Genomic DNA, 21,510 nt, shown 5'->3' with positions numbered 1-21,510 from the left:
AAACCGACCGCCCGGAGCATCCGTGCCCGACGAGACGACGGGGAGACACCCATGAGCAAGCTCCACACCTACACCACCCGGGTCACCTGGACCGGCAACACCGGCAGCGGCACCAGCGGCTACCGCTCGTACGAGCGCGCCCACGAGGTGACGGCGGCAGGGCGTCCGGCCATCCTCGGCAGCTCCGACCCGGCCTTCCGGGGCGACCCGGCGCGCTGGAACCCCGAACAGCTGCTGCTCGCCTCGATCTCGCAGTGCCACCTGCTCTGGTATCTGCACTACTGCGCCGTCAACGGCGTGGTCGTCACGGCCTATGCGGACAACCCGGTGGGCACGATGGCCGAGACCGCCGAGGGCGGGCACTTCACCGAGGCGGTGCTGCACCCGCAGGTGGAGGTCGCCGAGGAGTCGATGGTCGAGCGCGCCCTTGCGCTGCACGCCGACGCCCATCGCGCCTGCTTCATCGCCAACTCGGTCAACTTCCCCGTCCGTCACGAGCCCGGGGTGACCGTCCGGGGGTGACTCCTCCCGGCTGCGGGGCCGCTCAGTGGCTGCCCTCGTCCACCACGACGACGCCCTGGATGTTCCGCTCGATCTCCTCGGCGGGCAGCGCGACCCGCAGGGCCCAGTAGTAGACGGCCAGCGAGAAGACGGCGACGACCGCGATGTCCCACCACAGCGGCAGATTGCCCGCCGCTCCCGCACCGAAGGTGCCCTGCCAGGAGATCACGCCCATCCCGACCAGATAGACCGGCAGCCACCGGCCGGCCCCGAAGTCCATCCGTGGGGCGTTCGGTGCGCCCTTGGCCTTCGCGTACGCGGCGTACGAGCCCATCAGGAGGTAGCCGATCAGGATCGCCGCGCCCAGCCGCCACAGGGTGTCCCAGCCCGACCAGTAGATGATCATTCCGGAGATCGCGAAGGCCACCGGCGAGACCACCGAGCCCCCGGGCAGACGGTAGGGGCGCGCAAGTCCCGGCAGCCGCCTGCGCATGACGCCGAAGGCCAGCGGCGCTCCCGCGTACATCAGCACCACCGCCGAGGTGATGAAGCTGACCAGCCGCTGCCAGCTGGGGAACGGCAGGAAGCACAGCACCCCGGCGACGAAGGCGACGATCAGCCCGACCCAGGGCACCGAGCTCCGGTCCGTCCACTGGAGCGCCTCGGGAGCGTAGCCGTTGCGGCTCAGTCCGTACGAGACCCGCGAGCTGGAGGTGATGTAGATCAGGCCGGTACCGCCCGGGGAGATGATCGCGTCCGCGTAGAGCAGGCTCGCCAGCCAGCCGAGGCCGATCAGGGTGGCCAGGCCGGCGAACGGTCCGGTGATCCCGGGGTAGGTGAGCGAGGCCCAGCCGCCGGCGAGGGTCTGGGCCGGGAGTGCGGCGATGAAGACCACCTGGAGCAGGATGTAGACCAGCGTCCCGATGAGCACCGATCCCAGGACGGCCCGTGGGATGTCGCGCCGGGGGTTCACGCTCTCGCCGGCCCACTGGATCGCCTGCTCGAAGCCGAGCAGCGCGAAGATCACCCCGCTGGTGCTGATCGCCGCGAGCACTCCCTTGGCCCCGTACGGCGCGAAGCCCTGCGAGGTGAAGTTGCCGCCGTGGAACCCCGTCACCGCCAGCACCAGGATGGTCAGCAGCGGGATCGCCACCTTCCACGCGGTGGCCACGCTGTTGGTGTGGGCGAGGATTCTGACGCCGAGGAAGTTGATCACCACGAAGACCGCCAGCAGGGCGGCCGCGAGGGCGAAGCCCGAGCTGGTCAGGGTGTGGTCCGGGTGCAGGAAGCCGCGCGCCCAGGACCAGTGCCCGGCGTAGTTGATCATGGCCTGGACCTCGATCGGCGCGATCGTGGCGGCCTGGAGCCAGGAGAACCAGCCGAAGGACATCCCGGCGAAGCCGCCGAAGGCGTAGTGCGGGTAGCGGGCGGTGCCCCCGGCGACCGGGAACAGCCCGCCGAGCTCGGCATGGACCAGCGCCAGCAGCACGATCGCCACCGCGCCGATCCCCCAGGAGAACAGGGCGGCCGGCCCTGCGGTCACCACGGCGTTCTTCGCGCCGAACAGCCAGCCCGAGCCGATGATCGCGCCCACCGAGGCCCACAGCAGCCCGACCAGCCCCACCTCCCGGCGCAGCCGGCCGTCGCCGCGCGCATCGGGCGGGGTGCTCTGCTCGGTCGGTGCCATGGGTTCGGCCTCTCGGAACTCGACCGTGCGCGGACCCGGCCGGTCGGGCGGCGGTGTTGGGGCCCGTCCGGCCGGTCTTTCCGCAGACGGTGGCCATGCGCCGTCCAGGGGCGGGGGGTCTGACGACTGCACGGCTGAAAACTCGACGGTTGAAGACTGCAAGACCGGCGTCGCACCCGCGACCGGCGGGACAGGCCCTGGAACCCGACGGTGCCTCAGATCGGCCACCCGATGCCGCGAACAGCAGGGACACGCGCGGACACGGCCACCCCTCGGCCGAGTCGTCGGATCGTATGCACGCTGGACGCCGGCGTCGGACGCCCGGGTATCCGGACGTCAGTCCCAGATGCCGCTGATGTCGGTGGCGGCCGCGTTGCCCGCGTGGGTGCTCAGATCGGCCAGGTCCTCCAGGGTGCGCAGCACGCTGTAGTGGTCGTACCTGGTGGCGGTGCCGCTGCCGGGATCTGCTCGACAGTCATGACGGCTGCCCTCCGAACGGGTCCGGGATCGTCGAACGGCCTCGCACCTCCACCCTCCCACTTCGAGTTCGGAGCACCACCCGGGGCGCGGGGCTCTGAGGACGCCCTCCCTTGGAGAGGCCCTGCGCCGGAGGTCACAGGTGGTGCGATTGACCTGGTCATCGGCCCCGTGGTGGGATTTCCGGACCGATGGAGCGGACGTGATCGAGGGGGTGTGCCCGGTGCGGGAGAGCGCAGCGGAGCAGCGCCCCGCCGTCGTCGGCATCGGCATCGGCATCGGCGCGAGCCGTGGGGTGACGGTCGGCGAGGTGCTCGCACTCGTCGACTCCGCGCTGGCCGAGGCCCGGCTGGAGCGCCGCCAGATCGCCCTGCTGGCCACCGTCGAGCGCAGGGCCGGGGAGCCGGGCCTGCGGGCGGCCGCCCGGGAACTGGGCGTACCGCTGGTCGCGCACCGCGCCGAAGCGCTGGCGGCCGTCGTGGTGCCGAACCCCTCCCCCTCGGCCCTGGCCACCGTCGGTACAGCGAGCGTCGCCGAGGCAGCCGCGCTGCTCTCCGCCGCAGGCGGCCCGCTGCTCGTCCCCAAGCGCAAGTCCGCCCGGGTCACCGTGGCGGTCTCCCGACTGCCCTCTCACCCTGGAGCCGCGACGTGACGACCGAGCCCGACCTCCGCCACCACGGCGACGCCGAGGTCCGTACCGCCGGCCTGGTCGACCTCGCGGTCAACGTCCGCACCGCCACGCCCCCGGCCTGGCTGCGCGAGCACCTCGCCGCGACCCTGGCGGACCTTGCGGCGTACCCCGAGCAGACCGCCGCCCGCGCCGCCGTCGCGGCCCGCCACAGCCGACCGGTGGACGAAGTCCTGCTGACCTCGGGGGCGGCCGAGGCTTTCGTACTGCTCGCCCGCACCCTGACGCCGCGTCATCCCGTGGTCATACATCCGCAGTTCACCGAGCCCGAGGCGGCGCTGCGCGACGCCGGGCACACCGTCCACCGCGCGGTCCTCTCCGCCGCCGACGACTTCCGGCTCACCCGTGACGCGGTGCCCGAGGAGGCCGATCTGGTCGTCCTCGGCAACCCCACCAATCCGACCTCCGTGCTGCATCCGGCCGCCGAGGTCGCCGCGCTGGCCCGTCCCGGGCGCACCCTGGTGGTGGACGAGGCGTTCATGGACACCGTCCCGGGTGAGACCGAGTCCCTGACGGGGCCGGAGTTCCGCGAACTGCCCGGCCAGGTGGTCGTCCTGCGCAGCCTGACCAAGACCTGGGGGCTGGCCGGGCTGCGGATCGGCTACGCCCTCGGGCCCGCCGCCCTGATCGCCCGCCTCGGCGCCGCCCAGCCGCTCTGGCCGGTCTCCACCCCGGCGCTGGCCGCCGCCGAGGTGTGCAGCACGCCCGCCGCGCTCGCCGAGGCCGAACAGGCCGCCCGTACCACCGCCGAGCAGCGCACGTACCTGCTCAAGGGCCTCGCCGACTTCCTCGACGTACGGGTGCACGGCGAGCCGGCCGCCTCCTTCGTCCTCGTCGAGCTGCCCGGCGCGGCGGCCGTCCGCGAGCGCCTGCGGGCAGCCGGCTTCGCGGTCCGGCGCGGCGACACCTTCCCCGGTCTCGGCCCCGACTGGCTGCGGATCGCGGTGCGGGACAGGTCCACCACCGACCGCTTCCTCGCCGCCCTCGCCTCGGCCGCCACCGGCCTCACACCACGCTGACGCCGTCCCCGACGCCCACCCTGCCCGGCCGCACCACCTGCGCGTAGGCGCCGACGCAGGGCAGCAGGCCCAGGCCGGGCAGCGGCTCCACCCGGTTGTGCCGGGCCGGTACGCGCAACGCCTCCGAGCTGCGCGGCAGTTCACCGTGCGCAAGGGTCGGCACCGCGCAGCGCGGGGTCGGCACCAGGACCCGGATCCGCAGTTCCTCGCCGATCAGCAGCTCCCGCCCGGCCCAGCCGTTCTCCTCGAACGGCGCTCCGCCTCCGGTGCGGATCACCAGGTTCGGCCGGTAGCGGGCGAGTTCGTCCGGCCCGGGACCGCCGAGCTTCGCGATCCCGTCGAGGGTGGCGGTGGCCAGCAGATGCAGCGGGGCGAAGTCGAAGAACGTCCCGGCGGGCGCGGCCTTGCCCAGCTCCCCTTCGGTGTAAGGGACTTCGGCTTCGATCCCGCTGCGCAGGACCTCCTCCGGCACCGCGCGGCGCAGGGTCGCACCGGGCGGCGGGGCGTCGATCAGCGAGACGCTGCGGCCGAGCAGCTCGGAGAGAATCCCGTCCACCTCCCCGCCCCGCAACGACTCCCCGCCGGGCCCGGTGATCCGCACCCCGTCGCCCGTGGCGGTGGAGCCGAAGCCCAGCAACTCCCGCCACCAGCGCGGGTTCTTGGCGCTCGCCACCTGACCGGTGGCCCGGTCGAGCAGCGCCAGCGTCCGATCGCCCGAGAGCCCCCGCTCACCCACCTCGCAGTCAGCGAGCCGCTCCCCCAGCATCGACTTCACCGGGTAGCGCCACAGCGCCCCCACCGTCCCGATCATCGTCATAACGCCACCCTGCCAGAGCCCCGAACCGGCATCCGATTCAGGGGGCTGCGACTCCCCACTCGAATTGCAGTACACAAAGTGATCGGACTGTTACAGTCAATCACTGCGTGGGGGCAGGGAGCCGAGTATCTGCAAGGGGTTGGCGACAACTCCCGTGCATTGCCTGCCCGAATCGCATCTGATCACGGCGCAAGCCGTCGGCAAGTCCATGAGAAGCACCCACCCGAGCAAGAGGCGGTAGTCATGGCGCAGGAAGCCAGGATCGACGTCGAGTTGACGGCGCAGCAAGAGCCCTCGACCGAGGAGTTGGCGAAGCTCGCCGGTTCAGTGAAGCCGGGCGTCTGGTTCGCGACGCCGCCGCGCGCGGCCCGCGCCGAGGAGCGGGAGCCGGAGATCTGGGAGCTGCGGTCCGCCCGGCCGTACCGGCGCGAGGTGGCGACCGGTACAGCGGCGGTCTACTACGCCAAGGGCCGCAAGAGGCTGGAGCGGCCGTTCATCTTCGCGGACGGGTTCAACTACGGTCCCAGCGACCTGCCGGGCCTGTGGGAGCACTTCAACACGATCTACGCAAAGGGCAAGATCGGCTTCCTCGACCAGCTGCTCAACGCGGGCATCGACGTCATCCTGGTCGGCTTCGACCTGCGGCACACCTACATCCAGGCCAACGCCGGCGTGGTGATCAGCGCCATCCAGCGGGCCATCTCGGAGCGGCACGGCGACACCCCGCTGATCGTCGGCGGAGTGAGCATGGGCGGCCTCATCACCCGCTATGCGCTCGCCGAGATGGAGCACCGCAAGCAGGACCACCAGACCGAGACCTACCTCTCCTGGGACTCCCCGCACAACGGGGCGTGGATCCCGCTGGTGCTCCAGCAGATGGCGTACTTCTTCGAGAGCATCCCGACCGGCCAGCCCGGCCCCAAGCAGGCCGAACTGATCAGGAGCCCTGCCGCGCAGCAGCTGCTGTGGGCCTGGGTCGAGGACGCGAAGTACTCGGGACCGGTCGCCACCTCCAGCGAGATGCGCAAGCAGTTCCTGGCGGAGCTGGAGGAGTACGGCCAGTTCCCGGCACGGCCGCGCAAGCTGGGCGTGGCCAACGGCACCGGAAACGGCATCGGCCTCGACCTGCCGGCCGGCGAGGTGGTGTTCGACGTCCAGAACGCGCTGCTCACCCTCACCGCCACGGCCCGTTTCCAGCCCGACAAGGGCGAGCACCAGCCGATCGGCGAGATGAAGCTCCTCGGTCAGGTGCGACGCGGCAACACCTCGTACGTTCCGGCTCTCGACGACGCCCCCGGCGGCACTCTCAACTCCTTCGGTCTGATCGCCGACGCGCTCAAGGCCAAGATCCCCGAGGAGTACCGCAACAGCTGCTTCGTCCCCTCGGTGAGCGCGGTCGCGCTGGACTACGACCCGGTCAAGTGGAACGTCAAGCTGGACGAGAAGATCGAGTCGCTGCCCGCCGAGAAGAGCCTGCTCGACGAGTTCAAGTGCAACATCGTGAACAGCGAGCACAGCCAGGTGACCGAGCCCCTGGTCGAATGGGTCCTGGAGCGGCTCGTCGGCTGACGCCGGCGAGCCCCGTACTGCGGCCACTTCGGCGGGCTACCTGCCCCCGGAGTGGCCGCAGTGCATCCCGGGGTCACCCGGCGGGCGGGCGCCAGGCGCGGGCGGCGGTGATCCGCCGGGTGGCGCTCGGATGGGTGGCGAAGAGGAGTTCCAGCAGCCGGGGCGGGTCCACGTCGGAGACGTTGGTGACGGCGAGACGGCGCTGCATGGCGATGAACTGCTCGGGGTCGGAGGTGAGTTCGAGGGCGTGCAGATCGGCCCTGACCTCGATGCGACGACTCACCGCGCACTGGAGCGGACCGGTGGCGGCTCCGATCAGGGCGGCGCAGGCGGCGAGCAGCGGAAGCGAACGCGGGTCGGCCGCGTCGGTGGCACCGGCCGTCGAGAGCAGGGCCTGCCAGTTGGCGAGCAGCCCGAGCAGACAGACCGCGACGGCGGCACCGACCGCCCCGAGGACCGTCCCGGTGAGGACGTCCCGGTGCTTGACGTGGCCCAACTCGTGGGCCACCACCAGTTCCACCTCGCGCGGTTCGGCAGTGGTGAGCAGGGTGTCGTACACGACGATCCGCCGACTCGCGCCGAACCCGGAGACGTACGCGTTGAGTGCGGTGGTCCGCCGCGAGGCGTCGGCGACCAGCACCTGCCGCACCCGGATCGCGTCCCGGCGTGCCAGGCCCAGCAGCGCACTGCGGAGTTCACCGTCGGGCAGCGGGGTGAAGCGGTTGAACACCGGCTCGATCAGGAGCGGGTGGAGGAAGGACAGGGCGATGGTGAGCAGCGCGGCCAGCCCGGCGGCGGGCAGCCACCAGCCGTGCGGGGAGCGCTCGGTGAGCGCGTACAGCCCGTACACCAGCGGAAGGGCGAGTACCAGTGTGAGCGCCAGGCCGCGCAGGATGTCCACTGCCCAACCGCGCCGGCCCTGGGTGACCAGGCCGTAGTGGCTGCGGACGGTCCTGACCCTTGCCGAGAACGGAAGCTGCAGCACCTGGCCGGTGACCAGCAGCGCAGCCGTTCCGGCCAGCAGCTGCGCGGTGCGCGAGCCGCCGAACAGCGCACCGACCGCCGTCACCAGGCCGGCCCCGGCCGGGGTGAGGCCGAGCGCCAGGGTGTAGAGCAGCCCGGCAGTCCGGCCACCGAGGGCCCACGGCAGTTGGGCCCGGCGCAGCGCCCTGCCCCTGGCCACCTCTTCCGGGGTGAAGTCATCCATGGAGCCACCGTAGGGCCTGCCGCCGAACCTTTCCGAGAACAGCCCCCACGCAGGGGATCCGCTACCCGATCGACCATGCACCACCCGGTGCCGTACAGAACCCGATCAGCCAGGCACCGCCTCAGGGGCGCGGGGCTCTGCTTGATCAACTGCGTGCGCAACCAGCCCGCTACGGAGCTGCATGGTTGTTCGCCCCGGACGGCTCCGTCCCGGGTGGGTCTGTTCGCGGTGGTGGATGCAGCCGACGTGCTCGAAGCAGGACCGTTGATCATCCGTCAGAGCTTATTGCGAAGAGATCGCAATAAGCAGCGCCCGCCCGGCGGCCTCCCTCGGAAGAGAGGCACCGGGCGGGCGTCAGCAGTTCAACTCGGCCTGGCCGCAGAGCGGATCAGACCTGGCCGGCCTTCTCCAGGGCGGAGCAGCAGGTGTTGACCAGGAGGCGGGTCACCACGTACGGGTCGACGTTGGCGTTCGGGCGACGGTCCTCGATGTAGCCCTTCTGCTCGACCTCGACCTGCCACGGGATGCGGACCGAGGCGCCGCGGTTGGAGACGCCGTAGCTGTAGACGTTCCACGGGGCGGTCTCGTGCTTGCCGGTGAGACGGGTCTCGATGTCGGCGCCGTACTGGGTGACGTGCTCCAGCACCTTCTCCTGGGAGGCGCCGAGCGACTCGCAGGCGGTGATGATCGCGTCGTAACCCTCGCGCATCGCCTTGGTGGAGAAGTTGGTGTGCGCGCCGGCGCCGTTCCAGTCGCCGCGGACGGGCTTGGCGTCCAGGGTGGCGTCGATGCCGAACTCCTCGGCGGTGCGGTAGAGCAGGTAGCGGGCGACCCACATATGGTCGGAGACGGTCACCGCGTCGACCGGGCCGATCTGGAACTCCCACTGGCCGGGCATGACCTCGGCATTGATGCCGCAGATGGCCAGACCGGCCGCGAGGCAGCGGTCCAGGTGCAGCTCGACGATCTCGCGGCCGAAGACCTCCTCCGCGCCGACGCCGCAGTAGTAACCGCCCTGCGGGGCCGGGAAACCGCCCTCGGGGAAGCCGAGCGGACGGGAGCCCTTGAAGAAGGTGTACTCCTGCTCGATGCCGAAGATCGACTCCTGCGCGGCGTACTGCTCGGCGATCGGGCGCAGCAGCGCACGGGTGTTGGACTCGTGCGGGGTGCCGTCGGTCTCGTTGACCTCGCACAGGACCAGGATGTTGTCGCCGCCGCGGATCGGGTCCGGGAAGGTGGCAACCGGCTCCAGCACGCGGTCCGAGGCGTGGCCCTCGGCCTGGTTGGTCGAGGAGCCGTCGAAGCCCCAGGTGGGGATCTTGTCAGCGTTGGGCAGGATCCGAGTCTTGGAACGGAGCTTGGCGGTCGGCTTGGTGCCGTCGATCCAGATGTACTCGGCCTTGATTGCCATCGCTGTGTACCTCACTGCTTGGGTGGTGGGTGCCCGCGTAGCGTTGCAAGCCGCCGTTTCCCGGTTGTTCCTCCTATGTAACGCCCATGTGAACCAACCGTCCGCAGTGGCACGCTTACGCACCGGAAGTGCCAGAACCAGTTCCGGGGCTTCCAGGTGACGTTGTCGCACCCTATCGGCGTCAGCGGTGGCGCGCCCGGGTATTGCGGCGACGGCGTGCGGCCAGCCAGAGAGCGCCGGTTCCAGCCGTGATGAGCGCGGCTGCGGCACCTGCCAGGGTGCCGGTGCCGGTGCTGCCGGTGAAGGCGAGTGCCTTGCCCGCTCCGGTGGTCGTGTCGGCGGCGGGGACGGCGCGGGCGGCGGTGCTCGCCGCCGTGTCGGACGGGGCCGGGTTCGTCGGGGCCGTGGTGTGTGCGGGCACCGGCTTCTCGCAGCTGACCGAGGCGACAGTGATCTTCCCGGTGACCTTGGCGACGTTGAGGTTGAGCGGATTGACCGCGACGTTCACCTCCAGTGCGGAGGCGGCGGCCATGGTGGAGGTGGTGGTGTGCCTGGAGAACTCGATGTCCACACTGCCCACGGCCGGGACGTCCACGTGGGTCGGCCCGTTCAGGCCGAGCGCGACCGACCTGCCGAGCACGGTGACCCGGGCGGGCGAGGTGACCTTGGCGGTCGGCTGCCCGTCCACCGGGCAGGTGGCCTCGGCGCTCAGCGCCTCCAGGCCGATCAGCGTGGTGACCAGACCGGGCGCGTTCAGGTCGGCGCCGACCAGGCGGACGGAGGCGGCGGTGCCGTGCTCGTCGGCCCGCGTGGTGGAGTTGCCCGCCTCCGCCTTGACCAGGGTGACCGGCCGCCCCTGGTCGACACCGTCCACCTTGGCCGTGAGCATCGCGCCTCCCCCAGCCTTGACGGCTGGGAGGTGCCCCTTTTGTTGCTCCGGGGACTCCACCTTGTTCAGGGTGATGTCGACGGGGACATCCACCTTGTCGTTCAGCAGGCTGACGTCCAGCGCGAGTTCGGCGGTCACCGCGCGGGCCTTCCCCGGTGAGGGAGTCGGCCCCGTGGCGTACGCGGCGCCGCCGGGAAGAGCGAGGAGACCGGCCGCCAGTCCGGTGGCAGCGGCGGAGCGGAGAGTGGAACGCAGAGGAGTGGAACGCGGAACGGACATCGTGAAGGACCCCCCACGGGTGACGGATGGACAGAGCGCGCCGCCGTAGTCACCCCGCGCGCAGACTGGTGCCGCATCGGGCCGGGGGAAGGGGCTTGTGCTCTCGACTCCCATCAGTCTCTTCCGAACCGTCCATCACACAAGCAACACCCAGCGTCGGTTCACTCCTTCGAGTGAGGTTGACGCCGGGCAGTACGACGCCGGGCGGTATGCCACCGGGAGGCCGGCCCTAGGGCAGGCGCCAGTCCACCGGCTGCGCGCCCTGGCGGGCCAGCAGCTCGTTCGCCCTGCTGAACGGGCGCGAGCCGAAGAAGCCCCGGTCCGCCGACATCGGACTCGGATGCGCCGACTCCACCGAAGGCACCGGCCCCAACAAGGGGCGCAGATTGCGGGCGTCGCGCCCCCACAGGATCGCCACCAGCGGGCCGCCACGCGCCACCAGCGCCCGGATCGCCTGCTCGGTGACCTCTTCCCAGCCCTTGCCCCGGTGCGCGGCCGGCTTGCCCGGCGCGGTGGTCAGCGCCCGGTTGAGCAGCAGCACACCCTGCTGGGTCCACGGGGTGAGGTCGCCGTTGGCAGGCGGCGGGAAGCCGAGGTCGCGGCCGTACTCCTGGAAGATGTTGACCAGGCTGCCCGGGATCGGCCGGACCTGCGGCGCAACCGAGAAACTCAGCCCGACGGCATGCCCCGGAGTCGGGTACGGATCCTGGCCGACGATCAACACCCGTACCGAGTCGAAGGGTTGCTGGAACGCACGCAGCACGTTCGGCCCGGCCGGCAGGTAGGTACGGCCTGCGGCCAGCTCGCCGCGCAGGAAGTCGCCCATGGCGGCGACCCGCCCGGCCACCGGCTCAAGGGCCTTGGCCCAGCCGGGTTCGACGATCTCGTTCAGTGGACGTGGTGCCATATCGCCACCCTATCGGCCCAACGCCCGCCGCCGGCCCGACCGACCGCAGGCACGGCATCACGTACTCGCTCCGGCGGTCGACACGCACGCTCCCAGGCGGGTGCACGGCTGATCGCAGTTGTCGATGCCGGGCGGGGGCGCCTGGCCGAGCAGGTGCCCGAGTCGGCGCGAGCAGGTGGGGTCCGAGTGTCAGCCGACCACGCGGCCCCGGAGGACGACCAGTTGCGGATCGGCCAGTACCCGGACGTCCGCGCGCGGGTCCTGCGCGTACACCACCAGGTCGGCCGGTGCGCCCTCGGTCAGTCCCTCCCTGCCCAGCCACTCGCGTGCTCCCCAACTCGCCGCCGACAGCGCGGCGGCGGGCGGCATACCGGCCTTGACCAGCTCGGCCACCTCGTCCGCGACCAGTCCGTGCGCGAGCGAGCCGCCCGCGTCCGTCCCGACGAAGATCGGGATCCCCGCGTCGTACGCCGCGCCGACGGTGTCGTAACGGCGCTCGTGCAGGCGGCGCATGTGCGCGGACCAGGCCGGGAACTTCTCCTGGCCGCCGTCCGCCAGCCCGGGGAAGGTCGCGATGTTGACCAGCGTCGGGACGATCGCCACCTGCCGCTCGGCGAAGACCGGGATCAACTCCTCGGTCAGACCGGTCGCGTGCTCGATGCAGTCGATGCCGGCGGCGAGCAGATCGGGCAGCGACTCGGCGGCGAAGCAGTGCGCGGTGACCCGGGCGCCCTCGGCGTGCGCGGCGGCGATCGCCTCGCGCAGCGCGTCCCCCGGCCAGCAGGCGGCCAGATCACCGCGCTCGCGGTCGATCCAGTCACCGACCAGCTTCACCCAGCCGTCGCCGCGCCTGGCCTCGGCCGCGACATACGCGGCCAGGTCACCGGGCTCGATCTCGTGCGCGTAGTTGCGGATGTAGCGACGGGTACGGGCGATGTGCCGTCCGGCCCTGATGATCCGGGGCAGGTCCTCGCGGTCGTCGATCCAGCGGGTGTCGGCGGCGGAGCCCGCATCGCGGATCAGCAGCGTCCCGGCGTCACGGTCGGTGAGGGCCTGCTTCTCGCTGGTGGCCTCGTCCACCGCGCCGTGGGCGTCCAGGCCGACATGGCAGTGCGCATCCACCAGGCCGGGCAGTACCCAGCCGGAGACCGTACGGACATCGGTCGCCCGCGCCGGACGCTCAAAGCTCACCCGGCCGTCCACCACCCACAGCTCGTCCCGGACGTCCTCGGGCCCGACCAGTACCCGCCCCTTGATGTGCAGCACCGCGGCATCGCTCATGTCCCGCACTCTACCGACGGGGCCGCCGCCGACGGGAGGGGCCACCGGGCGCCTTCGGACCGGCGCGATGAGGCAGACTGACCGTTGGTGCCCGTACTTCCAGGCCCCGACACCGGGCCGCTCCCCCACCGTCAGCGAAAGGCCAGCCCCGTGAGCCCCTTCCTCGACCTCCCGCCGCTGAGTGCCGCGCAGTTCGCCGCGATCGAGGACCGGGTGGCCGCGCTGCTGCACACCACGGCCGATGTGATCGTCACCCAGGGCGAGGCGCTGCTCCCGCTGGAGGCGGCGATCCGGGGCGCGGCCCACGCCGGCAGCACCGCACTCAACATCGTCACCGGTCCGTACGGGCAGACCTTCGGCAACTGGCTGCGCAGCTGCGGCGCCGATGTCGTGGACCTGGCCGTGCCATTCGACAGCGCGGTCCGCGCCGAGCAGGTCGCCGAGGCGCTCCGGGCGCGCCCGGAGACCGACTTCGTCTCGCTGGTCCATGCCGAGGCCGCCACCGGCAACACCAACCCGGTCGCCGAAATCGCCGCCGTGGTACGGGCGCACGGCGCACTGCTGATGCTGGACGCGGTCGCCTCGGTCGCCGCCGAACCGCTGCTCACCGACGAGTGGGGCGTGGACCTGTGCGTCATCGGCGGGCAGAAGGCGATGGGCGGCCCCGCCGGGGTCTCCGCCGTCTCGGTCAGCGACCGCGCGTGGGAGCGGATCGCCGCCAACCCGGCTGCGCCGCGCCGCTCCTACCTCTCCCTGCTGGACTGGAAGGAGCGCTGGACGGACGCCGGGCGCACCGTACTCCCCCACGCGCCGGCCCAGTTGGAGATGCTCGCCCTCGACGCCTGCCTGGAGCGGATCGAGGCCGACACCCTGACCGCCACCATCGCCCGGCACCGCGCGGCCGCCGCCGCGACCCGCGCGGGCGTCCGCGCCCTGGGCACCCTCACTCCCTTCGTCCACCAGGACCGCCACGCCGCCCCGGTCGCCACCACCCTGCGCACCCCGCCCGGCCTGCACGCCGCCGAGCTCGCCGCCCGGCTCGACCCCGCCCTCCCCGTCCAGTCCGGCGGCGGCGCCCTCGCCACCGGGATGCTCCGCGTCAACCACTACGGCTCCGCCGCCTCACTGCAGTCCGTCCAGTCCGTCCTCACCGCCCTCGCCGAGACCCTCCCCGGCACCACCCCCGAGCAGGCCACCAGCGCCGCGGCCGAAGCCTGGACCGCAGCACTCACCACCGCCTGACCACCCGCCCGCTCTCCGGGGCCTTCCTGAACGTCCCGTTCGCAGGCCCTGTCACCCCGCCTCCCGGCCGGTTGCCCCTCAGGGGGCGTAGAGGCGCAGGAAGTCCTGCACGCCCGCGGTGACCATCGCCCGGACCTCGGGCTCGGGGAGCGGGAAGACGCCCCAGTAGGAGCGGTTGGTGACCTCGGTGGCCACCAGCAGGATGTAGCGGCGGGCGGCGCGCTCCGGGTCGGTGAGAGAGCAGGCCCTGGTCGGCCAGCAGCCCCAGCCGGCGGGCGAGTTCGGCCTGGACCGCGCCCGGGCCGATGCGCTGCCAGTCCTCCAGGACGGCGGCCGGGATGTCCGTACTGCTGACCGGCGAGCTGAAGAGCGCGCCGCACCCCGCCGACGCCTTCCGCCACACCTGCGTCTGGGCGGTCGCGCTGATGGCGCCGGCCCTGCTGCCCGCACTGTTCCTGCCCCGCCGCCGGGGCGCCGACCAGCGGTGAGCCGGCGCCGGGCCAGGAGCCGCCGTCGGGCCTGCGCCCATGGATCCGCTGCTGTTCGTGTGACGGACATCTGCTGGACCTCCGCTCCTCACTCACGATCGGCAGGGTCGTGCGCGACGCAAAGTTGGCTATACAACTTTGGCCGACCCCAGGAGGAGGAGTTCCGATGGCGCTTTCCGCGTACTGGCTGCGCGACAACTGCCCCTGTGCCGAGTGCCGTGACCCGCGCAACGGGCAGAAGCTGTTCCAGATCACCGATCTGCCGGGGGACTTGGCGATCGTGGCACAGCGGGAGGGCGAGGGCGTACTGGAGGTGCACTGGTCGGACGGGCACCGGTCGGCCTACCCGGCCGAGTGGCCGGACGAACGGGCCGAGGGTTCCGAGGGGCCCGAGGGGGACGGCCGGACCGAGCAGGGCAAGCGGCTGTGGACGGCGGCCGACTTCGCGGGCGGGCTGCCGGAGGCCGACTGGGCCACGTACCTGGCGGACTCGGGCGAGCGGGCGGCGGTGCTGGCTGCGGTGCAGCGCTCGGGGTTCGCGCTGCTGCGCGACGTACCGGCGGTGGAGCGGCAGGTGCTGGAGGTGGCGCGCAGCTTCGGGTACGTGCGGGAGACCAACTACGGTGAGCTGTTCGACGTCCGGGTCGAGCCGGACCCCAACAACCTGGCGTTCACCAGCGCCGCCATCGCGCCGCACACCGACAACCCGTACCGCGACCCGGTACCGACCCTGCAACTGCTGCACTGCCTGCGAAACGACTCCACCGGGGGCGACTCGGGCCTGGTGGACGGCTTCCGGGCGGCAGCCGTTCTCCGCGAGGAGGCACCGGAGGACTTCGCGGTGCTGACCCGTACACCGGTGCCGTTCGTCTTCCGCGACCGCACCACCGAACTGCGCGCCGAGCGGCCGCTGATCGAGGTGGACGCGGCGGGCCGGATCCGCGAGGTGCGGTTCAACAACCGGTCGATCGGCACCCTCCGGCTGCCCGCCGAGCAGCTGGACGCCTTCTACGCCGCGTACCGGCGCTTCGCCCGGATCACGCTGCGGCCCGAGCTCCGTCTCACCTTCCGGCTCGGGCCCGGTGACTGCCTGATCTTCGACAACGTCCGCCTGCTGCACGCCAGGACGGCCTTCGAGCAGGACGGCCACCGCCACCTCCAGGGCTGCTACGCCGACCTGGACTCGCTCGCCTCCTCCCTCGCCGTGCTGAACCGGCGGGCCGGCGCGCTGGACGCACTGGAGGAGCTGTTCGAGGGCGAGGGCCTGGGCGAGTACCTGGGCGAGGCGGTGACGATGGCCGAGCACATGCTCCAGGCGGGCGCGCTGGCCGAGGCGGCGGGGGCATCCGATCACCTGGTGGCGGCCTCGCTCCTGCACGACGTCGGCCACTTCGACGGCTCGGGGCTGAAGTTGATGCAGGGCCGGGACAACCGGCACAGCCACACCGGCGCGGACTGGCTGGCCCGGTGGTTCGGGCCCGAGGTGACGGAGCCGGTGCGGCTGCACGTGGCCGCGAAGCGGTACCTGTGTGCGGTGGAGCCCTCCTACCGGGCGGGGCTCTCCGAGGCCTCCGAGTACACGCTGCAGGTGCAGGGCGGGCCGATGGAGGCGGACGAGGCTGCGGCCTTCACCGCCCACCCGGGTGCCGAGGACGCGGTGGCCGTCCGCCGCTGGGACGACCAGGCCAAGGTCGCGGGCGCCCCCACACCGGCCTTCGCACACTTCCGCCCGCTACTGGAGCGACTGATGTCCTGAGCCGGAAACCTCTCAGGGGCAGGCGTGAACCATCAGGCGGAGCCCCGCGCCCCTGATTGGTTGCCCCTTGCCCCTCAAAGGCTGGTTGCACCTTGCCGGGTCAGTCGCCGTCCCGGGCGTGGCGGGAGAGGGCCGAGGCGGCAAGGGAGTTGTGGACGCTGAAGGCGACCGTGCCGGGGAGGTAGCGGTCCTGGGACCACTCCACGGGGGTGCCGGTGGGATCTGTGGTGCGGCGGCGTTCGCGCAGGAGCGGGCTGCCCCGGCGGCAGCCGAGCAGGCGGGCGTCGTCGGCGTTGGCGGCGACCACGTCGATGGTGTGGTCGGCGTCGGTGAACAGGATGCCGTGCTCGCGCAGGGGTTCGGTGTGCGAGACCACGTCGGCCGGGAGCTGGGCCACCAACTCGCCGACCCGGGGCGGGTACACGGTGCGCTCGACCATGACGGGGTTGCCGGAGAGGGTGCGCAGCCGGAGCGTCACATACACCTCGGCGCCCGGTTCGAGGCGCAGCTGCTCGCGCTCGGCGGCATCGGCCGGGCGGCGGGTCAGCGACTCCAGACGGCCGCCGGGTTCCTCGCCCATCGAACGGGCCCAGTGGGTGAAGCTGAGCAGCTCGGAGAAGCTCTGCACCCGGGCGTTGCCGAGGACCACACGGCGGGTGCCGCGCCTGGAGGTGACCAGTCCGTCGGCGCGCAGCAGGGCGAGCGCCTGTCGGACGGTGCCTCTGGAGACTCCGTACTGCTCCGCGAGTGCGCCCTCGGCGGGCAGCCGTCCGGACTGTCCGTACGAGCCCGAGGTGATCGCCTCGCGCAGGTCGGAGGCCACCCGGCGGTAGAGCGCGCCGGAAGCGCGGTCGGTGCCCCCGGCGGCCACGGTGTGCTCGGAGTCCTGTGCCACGTCTGTCAATGTCCCTCCTGGGGCAGGGTCCTGCGCACGGGTGCAGCGCGGACGCCACCGACTGTAGCCGCTGCTGATCACTGCGCGGCGGCGCGGATTCGACCGTTCCCGCAGCCGCCCCCTGAGCTGGGCCGTCCGTTCACCTTCCCGTCACCGAACTCCGGCGTACTTGGCGTCGTCGGGGAAGAGTTGCCTAGCCAACTTGGCCTTGAGCCCTCCGGCACCTCCTCCATCGCGAATCCCCAGCTTGCCTCTCCCCCCTGTCAGGAGAACTTCCCGTGACGTTGCACCGTGCCCGTGCCGCCGCCTTCGCGGCCGTGCTGACCGCCGCCGCGCTCTCCCTCACCGCCTGCGGGTCCGCGGGTTCGAGCTCCGCGAAGTCCGACACCGCCGCGCAGCCGGGCGGCAAGGCCGCCAAGGACGCCGCCTCGGCCGCCGACTTCGGCGGGATGGACGGCCTGGTCGCCGCCGCCAAGAAGGAGGGCAAGCTGCATGTCATCACGCTGCCCAAGGACTGGGCGAACTACGGCAAGCTGATGGACGGCTTCAAGGCCAAGTACGGGATCGACATCGAGGACGAGAACCCGGACGGCACCAGCCAGGACGAGATCAACGCGATCACCTCCCGCAAGAGCCAGGACCGCGCCCCGGACGTGGTCGACCTCGGTTCCGCCTTCGCGCTCAGCGCCGGCAGCCAGGGCCTGCTCGCCCCGTACAAGGTCGCCGACTTCGACAAGATCCCGGCCACCATGAAGGACGCCACCGGGCTGTCCTACAACGACTACGGCGGCTACATGTCGATCGGCTGCGACGCCAAGAAGGTCGCCGCCTGCCCGCAGACCTTCGCCGACCTGCTGAAGCCCGACTACAAGGGCATGGTCGCGCTGAACGGCAACCCGACCAAGGCCGGTGCGGCCTTCGGCGCCGTCTACGCCGCCGCGCTCGCCAACGGCGGTTCGCTGGACAACATCCAGCCGGGTATCGACTTCTTCGGCAAGCTGAAGCAGGCCGGCAACTTCAACCCGGTCGAGGTCACCCCGGCGACGATCGAGAAGGGCGAGACCCCGATCACCGTCGACTGGTCCTACCTGAACACCGGTTACACCGACAAGCTCAAGGACAAGGGCATCGACTGGAAGGTCGCCATCCCCTCGGACGGCTCCTACGCCCAGTACTACAACCAGGCGATCAACAAGTGGGCGCCGCACCCGGCGGCCGCCCGCCTGTGGGAGGAGTACCTCTACAGCGCCGAGGGCCAGAACGGCTTCCTGGGCGGCTACGCCAGCCCGGTCCTGTTCGACGCCCTGAAGACCGCCGGCACCCTGGACGCCGCGGCCGCCGCCAAGCTGCCGCCGGTCGCCAAGCCCTTCACCACCTTCCCGACCCAGGCTCAGACGGACGCGGCCAAGAAGACCGTGACCGAGAACTGGGCCAAGGCGATCGCGGGCTGACCTGACGATGACTACGGCTCCCACCCCGGTGCCGACCCCCGCCGCCGCCGACCTCGGCGGCGGCGCGGGGGCCCCCGGTACCGCTACCCCCGAACCCCTGGCCGCCCGTTCGGCCCCCACCCCCCGCCGCCGGCGGGGCGGCAGCCGAGCCTGGCTCGCGGCCCTCCCGCTGCTGGTCTTCTTCGCCGTCGGCTTCGGCCTGCCGACGATCGCCATCGCGATCGGTGCGTTCACCACCTCCACCGACTCCCCCGACGGCGGTGGCGCCTTCACCACCGACAACCTGACCAACTCGCTCCAGGGCGCCTACTGGACCGCGCTCTTCGGCAGCATCAAGCTCTCGCTGCTGACCGCGCTGATCGGCACCGTCGTCGGTCTGCCGCTGGCCCAGGCGGTGGTCACCTCCCGGTTCCGGATGTTCCGCGAGGCCGTGCTCTCCGGCTCCGGCGTGCTGGCCAACTTCGGCGGCGTCCCGCTGGCGTTCATGTTCGTCGCCACCCTCGGCAACGCGGGTGAGGTCACCAAGAAGTTCGGCCTCACCAAGCACGGCTGGAACCTCTACACCTTCACCGGCCTCTCGGTGGTCTACCTGTACTTCCTGGTGCCGCTGATGATCCTCACCATCACGCCCGCTCTGGAGGGTCTGCGGGTGCAGTGGCGCGAGGCCGCCCACAACAACCGCGCGACCACCTTCCAGTACTGGCGCCATGTCGCGCTGCCGGTGCTGCTGCCCTCGCTGCTCGGCGGGTTCGTGCTGCTCTTCGGCGCCTCCTTCGCCGCGTACGCCACCGCCGAGGCCATGGTGGGCAGTTCGGTACCGCTGATCTCGATGCAGATCGGCGACGCGCTCTCCGGCAACGTGCTGGTCGGCCAGGGCAACCTGGCACTGGCACTCGGACTCGACATGATCGTGGTCGCCTGCCTGGTGATGGCGATCTACCTGCCCCTTCAGCGCCGGAGTGCCAAGTGGCTAGCCTGAACTTCCAATCGTTGGGATCTCGCATCCGCCTCGGCCGCGGTCTGGTCCTGCTCGTCTGCGGCGTCTACTTCGCCGTACCGATGGCCGCCTCGGTGGTCTTCAGCATCGACGACAACAAGGGCGGCACCACCTTCCGGGCGTACACCGAGCTGCTGAACGCCCCCGGCTTCCTGGACAGCCTCTCCCTCAGCCTGGAGCTGGCCGCCGTCACCGTCGCGATCCTGCTGCTCCTGCTGGTGCCCGCACTGCTCGCGGCCCGGCTCGGCGCACCGAAGCTGCGCCCGGTGATCGAGGTGATGTGCTCGCTGCCGCTGGTCGTCCCGGTGGTGGCGCTCACCACCGGCATCGTCGGCGTGCTGCGCTGGGGCCCGGACTACCTGTCCGACACCCCGCTGTTCCAGACCATCGTGGCCATCCAGGACCCCGGCTTCCCGATCGTGCTGGTGATCGCGTACGTCCTGATGGCGCTGCCCTTCGCCTACCGCGCGCTGGACGCCGGGCTGCGCGGCGTGGACGTGGTCACCCTGGTGGAGGCCGCCCGCAACTGCGGTGCGAGCTGGCCGCGTGCGGTGTTCACCGTCGTCCTGCCCAACCTGCGCAGCGCGCTGCTGAACGCCTCGGTGCTCACCGTGGCAATGGTGCTCGGCGAGTTCACCACCGCCGCGATCCTCGGCTTCCAGCCCTTCTCGGTGTGGATCAGCTCCAACGGCAAGAGCGACGGCCAGATGTCGGTCGCGGTCTCGATCCTGAGCCTGCTGGTCGTCTGGGTACTGCTGCTGCTGATGTCCGCGCTCGGCCGTGGCCGCAAGTCCGCGCGCACCTGATCCACCCCTCCTTTTCAAGGTATCTCCAGGAGTCTCCCGAATGTCCACGGTTACCGCCCCCGCCGCCGGTGTGCCGCTCGCGCCCGGCAGCGCGACCGTCGAATTCCGTTCCCTGCGCCGCCGGTTCGGCGCCACCACCGCGCTGGACGGTCTCGACCTGACCGTCCACCCGGGTGAGCTGCTCGCCCTGCTCGGGCCGTCCGGCTGCGGCAAGACCACCGCCCTGCGCATCCTGGCCGGCTTCGAGACCCACGACTCGGGTGAGGTTCTGGTCGACGGCGAGGACATCACCAGGATTCCCGCGCACAAGCGCGACGCGGGCATGGTGTTCCAGTCCTACAGCCTCTTCCCGCACCTGACGGCGCTGGACAACGTCGCCTTCGGGATGCGGATGCGCGGCACCTCCAAGGCCGAACGCCGCTCCCGCGCCCAGGAGTTGCTGGAGCTCGTCGGCCTGCCGCAGCGCGCCGGACACTACCCGCACCAGATGTCCGGCGGTCAGCAGCAGCGCATCGCGCTCGCCCGCGCGCTCGCCCTCAAGCCGCGCGTCCTGCTGCTCGACGAGCCGCTCTCGGCCCTGGACGCCAAGGTCAGGCTCAGCCTGCGCGAGGAGATCCGCCGCCTCCAGCAGGAGCTCGGCATCACCACCCTGTTCGTCACCCACGACCAGGAGGAGGCGCTGTCGATGGCCGACCGGGTCGCCGTCCTGCGCGCGGGCCGCCTCGAGCAGTGCGCCACCCCGTCCGAGCTGTACGCACGCCCGGCCACCGCCTTCGTCGCCGAGTTCGTCGGCACCATGAGCCGTATCCCCTGCGAGCGTGCCGGCGACGGCGTCGAGGTGCTCGGCCGCCGCCACGCGGTGGACGGCGCCGTGCCCGCCGACGGCCGACTGGACGTCCTGGTACGACCGGAGAACGTCGGCCTCGCCCCGGCCGAGCAGGGACGGGCGATCGTGGTGTCCGCGTCCTTCCTGGGCAGCGTCACCCGGCTCACCGTCCGGCTCGCCGACGGCACCGAGGTGAAGTCCGACCTGCCGACCGAGGCGGCCGCCGCACTTCCGGTCGGCAGCACGGCCGAGATCACCCTGCCGGAGCGGCCCGTCCTGGTCGACCACCGCACCGCATCGAACTGACATACCGTCAA

General features: G+C 71.7%; 19 protein-coding genes and 1 pseudogene. 11 read left to right on the top strand and 9 right to left on the bottom strand.

Features of this window, described 5'->3' with window-relative positions:
- The first annotated feature begins 51 nt into the window (after positions 1-51).
- Entirely contained in the window at positions 52-522 is a 471-nt protein-coding gene (locus P3T39_RS15155) for an OsmC family protein (RefSeq protein ID WP_280698082.1), read from the top strand.
- A 22-nt stretch (positions 523-544) separates the two neighbouring features.
- On the opposite strand, the gene P3T39_RS15150 is transcribed toward P3T39_RS15155, so the two are convergent.
- Complete coding sequence (locus P3T39_RS15150; RefSeq protein ID WP_280698081.1) at positions 545-2,188, bottom strand: APC family permease; 1,644 nt, start codon at positions 2,186-2,188, stop codon at positions 545-547.
- Positions 2,189-2,524: 336 nt separating this feature from the next.
- Positions 2,525-2,650: pseudogene (locus tag P3T39_RS15145) on the bottom strand (acid phosphatase); the annotation flags it as partial.
- Between the two features lie 217 nt (positions 2,651-2,867).
- Here P3T39_RS15145 and P3T39_RS15140 point away from each other — a divergent pair.
- Positions 2,868-3,317: a cobalamin biosynthesis protein gene (locus P3T39_RS15140; RefSeq protein ID WP_348534344.1), complete on the top strand. Its 450-nt coding sequence runs from the start codon at positions 2,868-2,870 to the stop codon at positions 3,315-3,317.
- The gene (gene cobC, locus P3T39_RS15135) at positions 3,314-4,372 is read left to right on the top strand and encodes an Rv2231c family pyridoxal phosphate-dependent protein CobC (protein WP_280698080.1); all 1,059 of its coding nucleotides are present in this window, start codon (positions 3,314-3,316) and stop codon (positions 4,370-4,372) included. Before P3T39_RS15140 ends, cobC begins: the two co-directional genes overlap by 4 nt.
- Here cobC and P3T39_RS15130 read toward each other — a convergent pair.
- A complete protein-coding gene (locus tag P3T39_RS15130) occupies positions 4,359-5,189 on the bottom strand; it encodes an MOSC N-terminal beta barrel domain-containing protein (RefSeq protein WP_280698079.1) in 831 nt (276 codons plus the stop codon). The two genes, cobC and P3T39_RS15130, sit on opposite strands and share 14 nt — an antisense overlap.
- Positions 5,190-5,432: 243 nt before the next feature.
- On the opposite strand from P3T39_RS15130, the gene P3T39_RS15125 reads away from it, so the two are divergent.
- Positions 5,433-6,758: a hypothetical protein gene (locus P3T39_RS15125; protein WP_280698078.1), complete on the top strand. Its 1,326-nt coding sequence runs from the start codon at positions 5,433-5,435 to the stop codon at positions 6,756-6,758.
- Positions 6,759-6,831: 73 nt separating this feature from the next.
- Here the strand turns inward: P3T39_RS15125 and P3T39_RS15120 are convergent, their stop codons facing one another.
- The 5 genes from P3T39_RS15120 to P3T39_RS15100 all read right to left on the bottom strand — a co-directional run bounded on the left by P3T39_RS15120 (position 6,832) and on the right by P3T39_RS15100 (position 12,732).
- Positions 6,832-7,965, bottom strand: a complete 1,134-nt coding sequence (locus P3T39_RS15120; protein ID WP_280698077.1) for a M48 family metallopeptidase — start codon at positions 7,963-7,965, stop codon at positions 6,832-6,834.
- A gap of 388 nt (positions 7,966-8,353) precedes the next feature.
- Positions 8,354-9,376 carry a glutamine synthetase gene (glnII, locus tag P3T39_RS15115; protein ID WP_280698076.1) on the bottom strand — a complete coding sequence of 341 codons (1,023 nt, stop codon included), beginning with the start codon at positions 9,374-9,376 and terminating at the stop codon, positions 8,354-8,356.
- 181 nt (positions 9,377-9,557) lie between these two features.
- The gene (locus P3T39_RS15110) at positions 9,558-10,544 is read right to left on the bottom strand and encodes an SCO1860 family LAETG-anchored protein (RefSeq protein WP_280698075.1); all 987 of its coding nucleotides are present in this window, start codon (positions 10,542-10,544) and stop codon (positions 9,558-9,560) included.
- A gap of 229 nt (positions 10,545-10,773) precedes the next feature.
- Positions 10,774-11,451 (bottom strand): uracil-DNA glycosylase, encoded by a 678-nt coding sequence (locus P3T39_RS15105; protein WP_280698074.1) that lies wholly within the window; start codon positions 11,449-11,451, stop codon positions 10,774-10,776.
- 189 nt (positions 11,452-11,640) lie between these two features.
- Positions 11,641-12,732 (bottom strand): amidohydrolase family protein, encoded by a 1,092-nt coding sequence (locus P3T39_RS15100; protein WP_280698073.1) that lies wholly within the window; start codon positions 12,730-12,732, stop codon positions 11,641-11,643.
- Between the two features lie 150 nt (positions 12,733-12,882).
- Here P3T39_RS15100 and P3T39_RS15095 point away from each other — a divergent pair, with 150 nt between their 5' ends.
- The 3 genes from P3T39_RS15095 to P3T39_RS15085 all read left to right on the top strand — a co-directional run bounded on the left by P3T39_RS15095 (position 12,883) and on the right by P3T39_RS15085 (position 16,218).
- Entirely contained in the window at positions 12,883-13,974 is a 1,092-nt protein-coding gene (locus P3T39_RS15095; protein WP_280698072.1) for an aminotransferase class V-fold PLP-dependent enzyme, read from the top strand.
- Positions 13,975-14,312: 338 nt separating this feature from the next.
- Complete coding sequence (locus P3T39_RS15090) at positions 14,313-14,462, top strand: hypothetical protein (RefSeq protein ID WP_280698071.1); 150 nt, start codon at positions 14,313-14,315, stop codon at positions 14,460-14,462.
- A gap of 166 nt (positions 14,463-14,628) precedes the next feature.
- Positions 14,629-16,218: a TauD/TfdA family dioxygenase gene (locus tag P3T39_RS15085; protein WP_280698070.1), complete on the top strand. Its 1,590-nt coding sequence runs from the start codon at positions 14,629-14,631 to the stop codon at positions 16,216-16,218.
- A gap of 100 nt (positions 16,219-16,318) precedes the next feature.
- On the opposite strand, the gene P3T39_RS15080 is transcribed toward P3T39_RS15085, so the two are convergent.
- Complete coding sequence (locus P3T39_RS15080; RefSeq protein ID WP_280698069.1) at positions 16,319-17,113, bottom strand: GntR family transcriptional regulator; 795 nt, start codon at positions 17,111-17,113, stop codon at positions 16,319-16,321.
- 278 nt (positions 17,114-17,391) lie between these two features.
- On the opposite strand from P3T39_RS15080, the gene P3T39_RS15075 reads away from it, so the two are divergent.
- Genes P3T39_RS15075 through P3T39_RS15060 form a run of 4 tightly spaced genes read left to right on the top strand, consistent with a single transcriptional unit; the run spans position 17,392 to position 21,499 of the window.
- Positions 17,392-18,564 carry an ABC transporter substrate-binding protein gene (locus P3T39_RS15075; protein WP_280698068.1) on the top strand — a complete coding sequence of 391 codons (1,173 nt, stop codon included), beginning with the start codon at positions 17,392-17,394 and terminating at the stop codon, positions 18,562-18,564.
- Positions 18,565-18,571: 7 nt separating this feature from the next.
- Complete coding sequence (locus tag P3T39_RS15070; RefSeq protein ID WP_280698067.1) at positions 18,572-19,543, top strand: ABC transporter permease; 972 nt, start codon at positions 18,572-18,574, stop codon at positions 19,541-19,543.
- An 11-nt stretch (positions 19,544-19,554) separates the two neighbouring features.
- Entirely contained in the window at positions 19,555-20,367 is an 813-nt protein-coding gene (locus P3T39_RS15065) for an ABC transporter permease subunit (protein WP_280698066.1), read from the top strand.
- 40 nt (positions 20,368-20,407) lie between these two features.
- The gene (locus P3T39_RS15060) at positions 20,408-21,499 is read left to right on the top strand and encodes an ABC transporter ATP-binding protein (RefSeq protein ID WP_280698065.1); all 1,092 of its coding nucleotides are present in this window, start codon (positions 20,408-20,410) and stop codon (positions 21,497-21,499) included.
- The last annotated feature ends 11 nt before the right edge of the window (positions 21,500-21,510 follow it).

Origin of the sequence: Kitasatospora sp. GP82, assembly GCF_029892105.1 — a bacterium.
Taxonomy (GTDB): Bacteria; Actinomycetota; Actinomycetes; order Streptomycetales; family Streptomycetaceae; genus Kitasatospora.
This window is presented reverse-complemented; position numbering and strand designations above follow the sequence as displayed.